A 13,266-nucleotide genomic window follows, 5' to 3' on the forward strand; every position below is an offset into this window, starting at 1 on the left:
TTATACCTTCTTGATCAGGATGCAGGCGTTGTGGCCGCCAAAGCCGAGCGAGTTGGAGATGGCAACATTGATCGGCATCTCAACCGCCTTGTTCGGGGTGATATCCAGATCACACTCCGGATCCGGCTCCTTGTAGCCGATGGTCGGCGGTACAATGCCCTCGCGGATTGCCATAACGCAGGCAATGGCCTCAACCGCAGCCGCGCCGCCCAGCAGATGGCCGGTCATGGACTTGGTGGAGGATACCTTTACGTTGTAAGCCTCGTCGCCGAACGCCTTTTTGATAGCGATGGTTTCGTACTTCTCGTTGAGCGGCGTGGAGGTGCCGTGCGCGTTGATATAGTCAACGTCAGCCGGGGTCAGACCGGCATCCTCAATGGCACCGCGGATAGCGTGTGCAGCCGCATCGCCGTCCGGAGACGGGCTGGTGATGTGGTAAGCGTCGCCGGAGGCACCGTAGCCTGCCACCTCTGCCAGAATGGTCGCGCCGCGCTGCTGTGCGTGCGTCAGACTCTCGAGTACGAGACAGCCTGCGCCTTCGCCCATGACAAAGCCGGAACGGCGTGCGTCAAACGGGATGGAAGCCGCCGTCGGGTCCTCGCCCATGTGAACCGCCTTCATATTCTGGAAGCCTGCCATCGAGATCGGAATAATGCCGTTCTCGGTGCCGCCGCAGACAACAACGTCCTGATAGCCGTGGCGGATGGCGCGCATTGCCTCACCGATGGAGTGGTTGCCGGTCGCGCACGCGGAGACCGGGCAGAAATTCTCACCCTTGAAGCCGAAGTGCATGGAGATATACGCCGCCGCGATGTTGGCGATCATCTCCGGGATAGCGAACGGCGAAACGCGGCCGGGACCCTTTTCGAGCAGCTTCGGGACCTCCTGCTCGACAACGTGCAGACCGCCTACGCCCGAGCCGAAGATAACGCCCGTGCGATAGGGATCGAAATTGCCTTCCTTGAGGCCTGCCTGCTCGACAGCCTGAACCGCTGCCGCCATTGCGTAATGCACATTTGCGTCTGCGCGGCGCGCCTCACGCTTCTCCATATACTGGGTCGGGTCGAAATTCTTGACCTCTGCACCCAGCTTTACCTTAAAATCGGATACATCAAACTTGGTGATGGGACCGATGCCGCACTTGCCGGTCTTGAGCGACTCCCAAAACGACGGCACATCGTTGCCGACCGGAGTGATGGCACCCATGCCGGTGATTACTACACGTTCCATATATTTGCTCCTTCATTCCAATATCACGCATTTATCTAATCGCAATTTTTATTCCACGCAGCAAAAAGGTATCACCGGATAATTCGGCAAGAGCAATTTGCGCAGGAATTTTGCGTTCTGATTAGGCGCGGGTTTGCAGCAATACTTTGTGTATTGCAAAAATCCGGAACGACATCAGAGCGGAAAATTACCGCAAAGTGCCGCAGGCGAATTGTCCGGTGATGCCTTAATAAAGTCCGCCGTCCGCGATGATCGTCTGGCCGGAAATATAGCTTGCAGCGTCGGAAGCCAGAAAGGCAACCACGCCTGCGATCTCCTCCGGCTTGCCGAAACGGCCGAGCGCGATCTGCTTCTTGGCGTTCTCGCGAATGTCCTCGGGCACCTTGTCGCTCATCTCGGTGGCGATCCAGCCCGGAGCGACCGCGTTTACCGTAATGCCGCGCGCACCCAGCTCCTTGGCGGCGGTCTTGGTCATGCCGACCATACCCGCCTTGGCAGCGGTGTAGTTGATCTGGCCGTAGTTTCCGGTGAACGCCGAAACCGAGGTGATGTTGATGATGCGGCCCTGCTTTGCACGCATCATCATCGCACCGCACAGGCTGAGCATGTTGAAGGCGCCCTTGAGGTTGGTGCGGATAACATCGTCAAACTGGTCCTCCTTCATGCGGACCATCAGACCGTCGCGGGTGATGCCCGCATTGTTGACGAGAACGAACGGTACGCCGATCTCTTCCTTAATTTCCTTGAGCGCGGTGTTGCAGGCGTCATAGTCCGCAACATCCCACTTCTTCACATAAGCGTTAACGCCGTGCGCGCGGCACTTCTCCGCCACAGCCTCAGCCTTTTCGACCGAGGACGCACAGTTGATGAGGACGTCAAAGCCGTCCTGCGCCAGCTTTTCCGCGATTGCCGCGCCAATGCCGCGGGAACCGCCGGTTACGATTGCTAAGCTCATTGTTTACTCCATTCTATAGACAGGCAGGAGTGAGGAGTTTTCCTATCTCTTCACTCTCCGCTCTTATTCAAATCTCTTGTAAGCGTTCTTCAGAAGGTCCTCCGCCTGCGCGGTCATGCCCTTGAGGATCTCCTCGCACGGATGCAGCTCCTTGAGCATACCCGCAATCTGACCGGACATAAAGGTGCCCTCCTCATAGTTGCCGTCCTGCACGGCCTTACGCAGCGAACCGGCGGTTGCCTTCTCAAGCTCCTCAAGGGAGGCATCGGTGTTCTGCTTCTCAAGCTCGAGGCACTTGCGCGCCATCGGGGTCTTGAGCGAACGCACCGGATGACCGGACGGACGACCGGTAACAACGGTCGAAATGTCGGTTGCCTTGAGGACGAGCTCCTTGTACTTATCCGAAATGTAGCACTCGTTGGAGGCGAGGAACACGGTGCCGCACTGTACGCCTTCAGCGCCGAGCATCATGGCAGCTGCCATGCCGCGGCCGTCTGCAATGCCGCCTGCTGCGATGACCGGAATGCTCAGTGCGTCTACGACCTGCGGAACGAGCGGCATGGTGGTCAGCTCACCGATGTGGCCGCCGCCTTCCATACCCTCTGCGATAACCGCATCTGCACCTGCGCGCTCCATGCGCTTTGCCAGTGCAACCGAAGCAACGACCGGCATAACCTTAATGCCTGCGTTCTTCCAGTCCGCGATATACTTGCCCGGATTGCCTGCACCGGTGGTCAGCACTTCGATCTTCTCGTCGATGGCCAGCTGCGCCAGATCGTCCGCATTCGGGGAGAGCAGCATGATGTTCATACCGAGCGGCTTGTCCGTGATAGCACGCGCCTTATGGATCTCCTCACGGATGTAATCGACCGGAGCCGCGCCGCCCGCGATAATGCCCAGACCGCCTGCCTTGGAAACCGCAGCAGCCAGATGGTGCTCCGCGATCCACGCCATAGCGCCCTGCACGATCGGATATTCGATACCGAGAAGTTCTGTGATCTTGGTTTTCATAGGTTTGTTCTCCCCTTTTTAATAGGTAGTAAATTATTATAACATATTTTAACGCAAATAATAGACAGCGTGCATATTTTAGACAATTCACCTTAAATTTGTCTAACAGATAATGCCGGACGGCTGCAAGAACCGTCCGGATTTATCCAATATTATAGTTTAATCACAAATGCGCCATAAGTCAAGCCTCCGCCGAAACCGGTGCAGACAATAGTCTGACCCTCCTTCAGCAGGCCGTTCTTACGCATTTCGTTCAGACAGATCGGCACGCTTGCCGACGAGGTATTGCCGAAACGATCCATATTGACGTAGATCTTCTCCTTCGGCAGATGGTATCTGCGTGCAATAACATCCAGAATACGCAGATTCGCCTGGTGCGGCACCACCCAGTCGATTTCCTCTGCGGTGACGCCCGCCCGCTTGAGTGCGGTGTCGATCGCAAGCGGTACGGCTCTTGCGGTGAAGCGCACGACCGGTGCACCCTGCATTTTCAGGAAACGCGCCTTCGGGTCCACCGTGCGGTCACCGGAAAGCGGATCCTCGACCGGCAGGGCTTCCATGTGCAGGTACTCTGCACCCGAGCCGTCTGCCGCGGTGAAGGTGGACAGAATGCCGACCGTTTCGTCCTCGGTCGCCTGATAAACGGCCGCAGCGGCACCGTCGCCGAACAGAATGCAGGTCGAGCGGTCGGTGTAGTCCACGATGCGCGAAAGCGTTTCCGCCGAGACAACCAGTACGGTCTTTGCCTTGCCGGATTTAATGTAGCTGTCCGCAATGTCGGTCGCAGAGACAAAGCCGGTGCAGGCGTTGTTGATGTCGAACGCGCCGACCTGACGCGCACCCAGCTTGTCCTGCAGGATAGACGCCGTATTCGGCGTGTTGGTATCCGGCGAGCAGGTGCTGACGAGAATGAGGTCCAGCTCCTCTGCGGTAATGCCTGCGTCCGCGAGTGCGTCCTGTGCGGCACCGAGCGCCAGCTCCCATGTATGTGTATTCTTTGCGATGCGGCGCTCGCGCACACCGGTGCGCTGCACGATCCACTCATCGTTGGTATCGACCATTTTTTCCAGCATGGCGTTGGTCAGGACAAAATCCGGAATGCAGGCGCCCGTGCCGATCAGTTTACTGTTGATGATTTCCACGCTCCTAAAAAGTCCAAATCGCTCTCCCAAAAAGCGTGGAAAAGCGACAATAGTTAGATTGACAAAGTATTCTCCGACTATTATAATAAAAGCACAGGAAAATGTCAAGGCGGCGCGGCATATTTCGCAACACTTCGCACAGAAATATGCGTTAACGTTCTATGCCGTCTAAATTTGATGATTATTTTGGAGGAACCAAACGTGAACTACGGTTTTGCATTTTTCCCAGGTCAGGGCGCACAGGCCCCCGGCATGGGCAAGGATCTTTATGAGAACTCGCAGGCTGCCAAGCTGGTTTTTGAGGAAGCAAGCGAAGGCGCCGATCTGGATGTAGCCAAGCTGTGCTTTGAGAGCGACAAGGCAACGCTCTCCCGCACGGAGAACAGCCAGATCGCAATTTTCACCCATTCCATGGCAGCCTGGGCTGCACTGAAGGAAGCAGGCGTGGAATTCAAGGCAGCGGCAGGCTTCTCGCTCGGTGAATACACCGCACTGGCGGCTGCAGGCGTTGTTTCCCTCGCAGACGGCGTGAAGATCGTTTCCATGCGCGGCAAGCTGATGCAGCAGGCAGCGGACTCGATCGACGGCGGCATGGCGGCTATCCTCGGTCTGGAGGACAGCGCAATTGAAGAAGCCTGCGCGAAGGTGACCTCCGGCGTGGTTCGTCCGGTCAACTACAACTGCCCGGGTCAGCTGGTTATCGCAGGTGAAAAGGCGGCTCTCGCAGAGGCGATCGAGAACTGCAAGGCTGCCGGCGCACGCCGTGCGCTCCCGCTTGCGGTATCCGGTGCATTCCACACCCCGCTGATGGCAAAGGCTGCCGCAGAGCTGCGCGCTTACGTTGCGGACTTTACCTTCTCCGCACCGAAGATGGATATTTACTCCAACCTTGACGGCAAGGTTTACGACTGCTCCGACCTGCCGGCACATCTCGAGCAGCACATGATTTCTCCGGTTCGCTGGACGCAGCTGGTGAAGAACGGCATGGCTGCCGGTCTGACCTCGGCGTGCGAGATCGGTCCGGGCAAGACGCTGACCGGCTTTGCGGGCAAGATCAGCAAGGAGCTGACCTGCAAGACCGTGCAGGATATGGCGGGCGTGCAGGCTGCAGCCGAATGATTTTCGACTGAAAACGCATAGAGACAGTAAAAAGGCACCTCAATGAGGTGCCTTTTGTTATCTCAGAAAACCCAAATGCTCCAGCAGGATTTTGAGACCCATCAAAATCAGCACGATACCGCCGAACAACTCTGCGCGGGACTTGTACTTTGTGCCGAACACATGGCCGATCTTCACGCCGATGCACGACAGCACAAACGTGGTTGCACCGATGAACGACACCGCCGGAACGATATCGACCTGCAGGAACGCAAACGTCACACCGACCGCAAGCGCGTCAATGCTCGTGGCAACCGCAAGCGGCAGCATGGTCATAAAGCGGAACGAATCGCTGACGCTTTCGTCATCGTGCTCGCGCGACTCGCGCACCATGTTTGCGCCAATAAGCCCCAGCAGCACAAAGGCGATCCAGTGATCAATGCTCGTGATGAGCGACTGAAAGCGCACGCCGAGTGCAAAGCCGATGAGCGGCATTAAAAGCTGAAAGCCGCCGAAATACAGTCCGCAGATGACCGCGTGCTTAGCCTTGAGCGTGCGCACGCTCAGTCCCTTGCAGACAGACACCGCGAACGCATCCATCGACAGACCGACTGCGATCAAAAACAACTCCAGTAAACCCATTTTCTTGTCCTCCTCAGTCGTTTATCCGGCGGAAAACAGGCACAAAAAAAGACCCATCTGCCGCGTAGAACAGATAAGTCTCGTCATTTCATGCAAAACCAGAGGAGCGTCCTCCCCAGTATGTTGGCTCTGCCGCGCGGCGGAACAACCGCGCCGACTACTCCCTTATTGCGCTTTATGATAGCATATGCACACAAAAATGTCAATATGCGCACCGAATTGTTGCTCTTGGCAAACTGCGGCGCCCGCCGCTGAGGGCAAAAAGGGTAGACACCTACGGTTTCTACCCTCTTTGAACACCCGTTTCCCTTGGTAGCCTACCTTGGGTGCAGACGGTAGACTGCGTAAGCAGGAAAAGGGGAACGGCAGTCGGTCTACCGCTCAATCGCTTTCTCCGCCTTTTCGCAATTCACAGATAGCGTACTGCTACACATGCGGGTTAATCAACGCAGAGTGCGGCATGACAGTGCCGCACAATTCGTCAGCGCGTTATGATGGACAGGGCCTGCGAGGATAAATGCTACTAAATAGATAGATTCGTAGGTGCTGTCTGTAACCTCCAGACTAACAAATTGCGCGACACGGGTATGTTGCGCCTGCTGGAAGTAGCCGACCTGTGTAGCAGAACGGTATCTGACACTGCGAATAGGTTGAGAAAGACACGGAAGAAAAAATCCTCTGTCGTTCCCCCATTTCGCAGCGGTCACATGTCGGCAATCTGCGCCAGACTATCTAACAAGGGAAAGGTAGGAGTTCAAAGAGGAAGGGAAACCATGGGTGTCCCTTCCTCTTTGCTCCCGCGGCGAGTGCCGCAGTCCCCCGCTGTGCCACAGCGCACTCTTCGCCCAGAAACGGCGAACCGTTCACACGGTTCGGGCACACCGGAAAGTCTGTGCCGAGAAATCTTCGCTCGAAAAGCGCACGCCGGTCAACTCCCCCAACGTTTTCCCTTGTGCAATGCCGCAAAATGCGCTATACTTATTTTATATGACTTGAAAAAGAGGTTACAACAATGAAACTCCAAACCAGACTGGCGGTGCTGGTGTGCAAGGCATCGGGCGCTGTCCTGCGCAAGCTAGGACGCGGCGGCACCAACCTGCCGGGCAAGCTGGCACTGAAAATTGATAAAAATATTCTGGGTGAGCTGTCGCGCGGCGTAAAGGTCACGGTCGTGACCGGCACGAACGGCAAGACCACCACCTCCCGCATGATCGAGCAGGCGTTCGCCGATGCGGGACTCAAATATTTCTCCAACAAGTCGGGCGCGAACCTGCTGACCGGCATCATCGCGGTATTTGCACAGCATTCCACGCTGTCCGGCAAATGCCCGTACACGCACGCGCTCATCGAGTGCGACGAGGCAGCCTTCCGCAAAACGAGCGAATACCTGCCGGTCGAATGTCTGGTCGTCAACAACATCTTCCGCGACCAGCTTGACCGCTACGGCGAAATTACGCACACGCTCAACGCCATCCGCGAGGGTATCACGCATGTGCCGAATGCAACGCTCTGCCTGAACGCGGACTGCTCGCTCACCGCTTCCCTTGCGGACAGCGTGCCGAACAAGATTGTCTGGTTCGGCGTGAATGTCCCGATTTACAAGGAGACCGCTCACGAGCTGTCCGACGCGCCGTACTGCATCCACTGCAAGACCGAATATGAATACGATTACATCACCTACGGCCATCTCGGCGGCTTCCGCTGCCCGAAGTGCGGCTACCACCGCCAGACGCCGCAGGTCGCTGTCACCAAGGTGCTCGCCACCGGTGCGGACTCGTCCGATATCATACTGGACATCTTCGGTCACGAGCACGAGGTACACGTCAACCTGCCGGGCGGCTACAACATCTACAACGCCGCCGCAGAAGCCGCTGTCGCGCACGTTGTCGGCATCGACGAGCAGACCGCGGTCAGCGCACTTTCACAATTCGAATGCGGCTTCGGCCGTGCCGAGCAGTTCAAGCTCGGTCAGGCACAGGCGCGCATGATGCTGGTCAAGAATCCTGCCGGCTTCAATCAGGTCATCAACCTGATCGCGCACGATGAGGGCAATTACAAGCTGGCATTCCTGCTCAACGACCGCTTCGCGGACGGCACGGACATCAGCTGGATCTGGGACGTTGACTTCGAGGCACTCGCCGACCAGCAGGTGCGCTTTACACGCGTACTGGTTTCCGGCGTGCGTGCGGATGATATGGCGCTGCGTCTCAAGTACGCAGGCTTTGCCCCCGAGCGTATCGAGGTTATCCGCGAGTACGACAGGCTGCTGACCGAGATCGGCTCGGATGAGACACCGGCATTCCTTATGCCGACATACACTGCCATGTTCGACCTGCGCGGTGAGATCAGCAAGCACACCGACGTTAAGGCGTTCTACGAATAAGGGGGAAACTGCAATGGAACTGAATATCTGCCATCTTTACCCCGACATTCTCAATCTGTACGGTGACCGGGGCAACATTATCACGATGAAGCGCCGTCTGGAGAGCCGCGGCATCAGCGTCAATGTGGACGAGTGCTCGATCGGTCAGCCGCTCGATGTGGACAAGTACGACATTTTCTTCATCGGCGGCGGACAGGACTTCGAGCAGGAGGTGCTGCTGCGCGATCTCGCCTCCGGCAAGGGCAAGGACATCTGCACCGCCGTTGAAGAGGAGAAGGTGTTCCTCGCCATCTGCGGCGGCTACCAGATGCTCGGTCAGTATTACAAAACGTGGGACGGCGTGCAGCTCGACTTCATCGGCGCGATCAACGTGCACACCATCGGCGCGAAAGAGCGCATGATCGGCAACTACATGTACCGCACAACGCCCGAGAGCAGCGGCTCCATCGTGGTCGGCTTTGAGAACCACTCGGGCAAAACCTATCTCGGCGAGGACGTCGCGCCGCTCGGCATGATGATCAAGGGCTACGGCAACAACGGCGAGGATCAGACCGAGGGCGCACGCTACAACAATGTGTTCGCCACCTACTCGCACGGCTCCCTGCTGCCGAAGAATCCCATGCTGTGCGACTTCATCCTGCAGACCGCGCTCGACCGCCGCTACGGCAAGACCGAGCCGCTCGTACCGCTCAACGATACTCTTGAGCTGAACGCGCACAATTATATGGAGCAGCGTCTGAGCAAATAACCTGATAAAAGTTACAGAAAAAGGCATGATTTGGAGTCATGCCTTTTCTATTTGTCTCTCTGTGGAAAATATGTTAAAATATTATCAAGAGAAGAGCAGGAGCAGCTTCCGACAGAAAAGAGAACGAGGAGACACACCATGAACAGGAGAATGATTGCGGCAGCACTGGCATGCCTTGCCTGCACGGCAGGACTGAGCGCCTGCAGCCTGACCAGCACCGGCGATACCCATCATATAGCGGTGATCATCAAGCACGCGGGCGAGCATTTTCAGAACGTCATGGCTGGCGCGGAAGCCTGCGCCAGCGAGCACCCGAATGTAACGATTGACATTCAGTTTCCGTCTTCGGCGGACTACAGCGCGGAACAGCTGGATCTGTTCCGGTCCGCGCTTGACGATGACAGCGTAGACGCAGTTGTCATTTCGCCCATGCAGTCCGGGCAGTTGTCGGCGGCCGCCGAAAGTACAGACAAGCCGATCATCGCACTGGATACAGATTTCACCTCGGACAAAAAACTGTCCTTTGTCGGCACCGGCAACGAGGCGGCAGCCAAATCCGGCGGCTTAGCTGCTATGAAGAAGGCAAAGTCGAACGGCGCGGACAAGCCGCAGGCTGTCATCCTGACCGGCGCACAGGGCGATGAGACGCACGAAGCCCGTCTGCGCGGCTACCGCAGCGCCGTGGAGCAGGCGGGCGGCACCGTGCTCGAGGTGCAGTACTGCGACGCGCAGCCCGACCGTGCGGCAGCCGCGATGGAGGCTGTCATGCAGGAGTATCCGCAGGGTGTGGACGCGCTGCTCGTTACCAGCGATGATATGGCGCTTGCAGCCATCAAGTGCATCTGGGATAACAACAGCGCCGCCTATCAAAAAACCGTTATCTGCGGCTTTGACGGCAATCAGGCTGCGGTGGAAGCGCTCGACCGCGGCGAGCTGACTGTCGATATTGCCCAGCAGGGCTATGAAATGGGCTACAAGGCCGTCGAGGCCGCTTTGGACGCACTCGAGGGCAAATCCGTCGAATCGGTGATCGACTCGGGTTCCGAGGTCATCACAGCGGACAATATCGACGCATACATTGCCGACTGCAGGGAAAAAGGTCTTTGGTCGTAGCAAAAAGAGAGAGTTTCGTTTGAAACTCTCTCTTTTGTATTCTTCCGAACAGTATATCTGCTAAAATTTTCAGCATATCGCGCGATAGCGCGCATTTAATAGAATCGCAACGCGATTCATAAAAACCGGGAGCATGTATCTGCGCAGCGCGGCCGAGAAGCCGCGCAAGGATAGCGCCGGTTTTTATACCCTAAGAGGGAGAAAGTTTCCGTATGGGAACTTTCGGACGACTTTGGAACGGCCTACGGTCCGTTCCTCTTGTCGGCCAAACCGTGGTTTGGCGACAGCAATTAAAAGCCTTCTCGATGTACCATCTGATAGAGCAGCGCATTGACAATGGACGCGGCTACATTCGAGCCGCCCTTGCGGCCTCGCGCGATGATATACGGCGTGTCCCCGCCGATGAACAGCTCCTTCGCCTCGACCACGTTGACAAATCCGACCGGCACGCCGATGACGAGCGCAGGCGCGACAATGCCTTCCTCAATCAACTCATGCAGACGGATGAGCGCGGTCGGCGCATTGCCGATGGCGAAGAGGAGCGGGCCTTCAAATTTGGCGGCGTGCTCCATCGAAACGACTGCCCGTGTGACACCGCGCGCCTTGGCCTCGCTTGCCACCTGCTCATCCGCCATCAGGCAGACCGCCTTTCCGCCGAGCTTTGCCAGCGTCGCCTTGCTCACCCCGGAGAGCGCCATATTGGTATCGGTAACCACCGTTGCCCCTGCCGCAAGCGCGGCCTTTGCCTTTTCGATCACGTCCGGCGAGAACGCAAGGCTGTCCGCGTAGTCAAAATCCGCCGTGGTGTGAATGACGCGCTTGACCACCTCGGCGATGCCCGCCGGAAACGTGCGCTCGCCCAGCTCGGCGGTGATGATCTCAAACGACCGCTTTTCGATGTCCTGCGGCTTCATGTATCCGTTCAAAATTCGATTCCCTCCCGCGCAGCGATGCCCTTCTCAAACGGGTGCCGCTGCATTTTCATTTCTGTAATGTAGTCTGCGTGTGCCTGCAGCGCTTCGGACGGACCCCGTCCGGTCAGTACGACCTCGAGCATTTCTGGCTTGGTCTCAAGGAATTTTACGACCGTTTTCTCATCCAGAAAGCCGCACGAGATTGCCGCGCAGACCTCATCCAGCACGAGCAGCCGCGCGTGCTCCCGCACGGCAAAGCCGGTTGCCGCATCGAAGGTGCGGGTGAGCGCGTCCGCTGTCTCCCGCTTCTCCGCATCCGTCATGTGGAACGAGAACTTGCCGACCGGATTGGCTGCCATCACGGTCACATCCGGCAATTTCGCCAGCACGCGGCACTCGCCCGAAGTCCCATCCTTGAGAAACTGCGCGAACACGACCTTGTTTCCGCGGCCCGCGCAGCGCACGGTCAGTCCGACCGCCGCCGTGGTTTTGCCCTTGCCACCGCCGCAGTACAGGTGAATGAGTCCTGTCATGCTTTTCCCTCCATTATACGGTAAATCCACTCCATATCGAGCGATTTTCGCACCGAATCCGCCAGTTTGTCATACTGCTGTTCCTTGTAGACGTGCGTATCGAGTGCTTCGCCGGTCAGCGTCACGCCCTTCTTTTTCGCCAGTGCCTGCGCCGTCCGCAGCGCCGCCTCCGGCGCATCGAACACGCCGTGCAGATAAGTGCCGAAGGCGTTTTCCGTCTGACAGCCGTCCTCGATTTCGCCTTCCCTGCGAAGCAATCGAACGAGCGGCTTTGCACTCGCGTCGCGCACGGTTTCGCCCATGTGAATCTCATAGCCCTCGACTGCCAGACCGCTCAAATCGGACAGCACGCCGTCAATCTCCAGCAGCGTGCCGCGCGTCTGCGTCGTGGTCTTGCTCGGGCGGAACACCGTGTCGATCGGCAGCAGCTTCATGCCGCGCAGACTGCCGCCGCCCTCGGTGTTGTCCGGGTCGGAGACCGTGCGTCCCATCATCTGGTAACCGCCGCAGATGCCGAAAACCGGTGTGCCTGCCGCGTGCGCCTTGAGAATCTGCGCCTCCATGCCGCTCTCGCGCAGCCAGCGCAGGTCTGCCAGCGTGGACTTGGTGCCCGGCAGGATAATCAGGTCGGCTCCGGCAAGCTGCGCCGGTTTGTCCGCGTACGCAACGCTCACGCCGGATACACGCGAAAGTGCGGAAAAATCCGTGAAATTGGACAGTCTCGGCAGCTTTACCACCGCAATGTTCACCAGTGCGGGAGCAGCCTTTGCGTCCAGACGCTCGGACAGGCTGTCCTCATCGTCGATGTCAAAATGGCCGTACGGCACCACGCCGATGACCGGCTTGCCGGTCAACTCCTCGAGCTGCGTCAGACCTGGCCGCAGAATCTCCACGTCACCGCGGAATTTGTTGATGATGAGACCGCGAATCCGCGCCTGCTCGTCCTCCTCGAGCAGCTTGACCGTGCCGTACAGCGACGCGAACACGCCGCCGCGGTCGATGTCGCCGACCAGCAGCACAGGCGCATCCACCAGCTTCGCCAGACCCATATTGACAATATCATCCTGCTTGAGATTGATCTCCGCCGGACTGCCCGCACCCTCGATCACGATGATGTCGTTCTCGGCGGCAAGGCTGTCAAATGCGTCCTTGATCATGGGCAAAAGCGCCTTTTTGCGTCCCCAATACTCCCGCGCGGTGCGGTTTCCCTGCGCCTCGCCCATGATGATGACCTGCGAGCCAACATCGCTTGTCGGCTTGAGCAAAATCGGGTTCATGCGCACATCGGGCGCGATGCCCGCCGCCTCGGCCTGCACGACCTGTGCGCGGCCCATCTCCCTGCCGTCCGCCGTGATGAACGAGTTGAGCGCCATGTTCTGTGACTTGAACGGCGCAACGCGGTAGCCGTCCTGCCGGAAAATCCGGCACAGAGCCGCGCAGAGAAGGCTTTTGCCTGCATTCGAGCACGTTCCCTGTATCATGATTGTCTTTGCCATT

General features: G+C 57.8%; 12 protein-coding genes. 4 read left to right on the forward strand and 8 right to left on the reverse strand.

All coding sequences use genetic code 11. The features are described 5' to 3' along the window. From fabF to C7386_RS00695, 4 genes are all read right to left on the reverse strand, one after another. Window positions 1-1,230 (reverse strand): beta-ketoacyl-ACP synthase II, encoded by a 1,230-nt coding sequence (fabF, locus tag C7386_RS00680; RefSeq protein ID WP_116704636.1) that lies wholly within the window; start codon window positions 1,228-1,230, stop codon window positions 1-3. A gap of 226 nt (window positions 1,231-1,456) precedes the next feature. Continuing rightward, window positions 1,457-2,185 (reverse strand): 3-oxoacyl-[acyl-carrier-protein] reductase, encoded by a 729-nt coding sequence (gene fabG / locus C7386_RS00685; protein ID WP_116704637.1) that lies wholly within the window; start codon window positions 2,183-2,185, stop codon window positions 1,457-1,459. Window positions 2,186-2,248: 63 nt separating this feature from the next. Beyond that, a complete protein-coding gene (gene fabK / locus C7386_RS00690; protein ID WP_110435158.1) occupies window positions 2,249-3,196 on the reverse strand; it encodes an enoyl-[acyl-carrier-protein] reductase FabK in 948 nt (315 codons plus the stop codon). A 152-nt stretch (window positions 3,197-3,348) separates the two neighbouring features. Beyond that, entirely contained in the window at window positions 3,349-4,338 is a 990-nt protein-coding gene (locus C7386_RS00695) for a beta-ketoacyl-ACP synthase III (RefSeq protein ID WP_243022861.1), read from the reverse strand. Window positions 4,339-4,539: 201 nt separating this feature from the next. Between C7386_RS00695 and fabD the strand changes: the two genes are divergently transcribed. After that, complete coding sequence (gene fabD / locus C7386_RS00700) at window positions 4,540-5,457, forward strand: ACP S-malonyltransferase (protein ID WP_165815419.1); 918 nt, start codon at window positions 4,540-4,542, stop codon at window positions 5,455-5,457. Window positions 5,458-5,514: 57 nt separating this feature from the next. Here fabD and C7386_RS00705 read toward each other — a convergent pair whose 3' ends face one another. After that, a complete protein-coding gene (locus tag C7386_RS00705; RefSeq protein WP_116704639.1) occupies window positions 5,515-6,078 on the reverse strand; it encodes a manganese efflux pump MntP in 564 nt (187 codons plus the stop codon). A 1,012-nt stretch (window positions 6,079-7,090) separates the two neighbouring features. Here C7386_RS00705 and C7386_RS00710 point away from each other — a divergent pair. The 3 genes from C7386_RS00710 to C7386_RS00720 all read left to right on the forward strand — a co-directional run bounded on the left by C7386_RS00710 (window position 7,091) and on the right by C7386_RS00720 (window position 10,322). After that, window positions 7,091-8,461: a Mur ligase family protein gene (locus tag C7386_RS00710; RefSeq protein WP_116704640.1), complete on the forward strand. Its 1,371-nt coding sequence runs from the start codon at window positions 7,091-7,093 to the stop codon at window positions 8,459-8,461. A gap of 13 nt (window positions 8,462-8,474) precedes the next feature. Further along, window positions 8,475-9,209, forward strand: coding sequence for a type 1 glutamine amidotransferase (locus tag C7386_RS00715; RefSeq protein WP_110435162.1), 735 nt, complete (start codon window positions 8,475-8,477; stop codon window positions 9,207-9,209). Window positions 9,210-9,347: 138 nt separating this feature from the next. After that, window positions 9,348-10,322 (forward strand): sugar ABC transporter substrate-binding protein, encoded by a 975-nt coding sequence (locus tag C7386_RS00720; protein ID WP_110435163.1) that lies wholly within the window; start codon window positions 9,348-9,350, stop codon window positions 10,320-10,322. Window positions 10,323-10,612: 290 nt separating this feature from the next. On the opposite strand, the gene C7386_RS00725 is transcribed toward C7386_RS00720, so the two are convergent. The 3 genes from C7386_RS00725 to C7386_RS00735 are packed head-to-tail and all read right to left on the reverse strand — an operon-like array spanning window position 10,613 to window position 13,265. Beyond that, window positions 10,613-11,236, reverse strand: coding sequence for a precorrin-8X methylmutase (locus C7386_RS00725; RefSeq protein ID WP_116704770.1), 624 nt, complete (start codon window positions 11,234-11,236; stop codon window positions 10,613-10,615). Between the two features lie 8 nt (window positions 11,237-11,244). Then, complete coding sequence (locus C7386_RS00730; protein ID WP_116704641.1) at window positions 11,245-11,769, reverse strand: cob(I)yrinic acid a,c-diamide adenosyltransferase; 525 nt, start codon at window positions 11,767-11,769, stop codon at window positions 11,245-11,247. Then, window positions 11,766-13,265 carry a cobyric acid synthase gene (locus tag C7386_RS00735; protein ID WP_116704642.1) on the reverse strand — a complete coding sequence of 500 codons (1,500 nt, stop codon included), beginning with the start codon at window positions 13,263-13,265 and terminating at the stop codon, window positions 11,766-11,768. The genes C7386_RS00730 and C7386_RS00735 overlap by 4 nt, the downstream gene beginning before the upstream one ends. Between the last annotated feature and the right edge of the window lies 1 nt (window position 13,266).

Source organism: Agathobaculum butyriciproducens (genome assembly GCA_003096535.1).
GTDB lineage: Bacteria > Bacillota > Clostridia > Oscillospirales > Butyricicoccaceae > Agathobaculum > Agathobaculum butyriciproducens.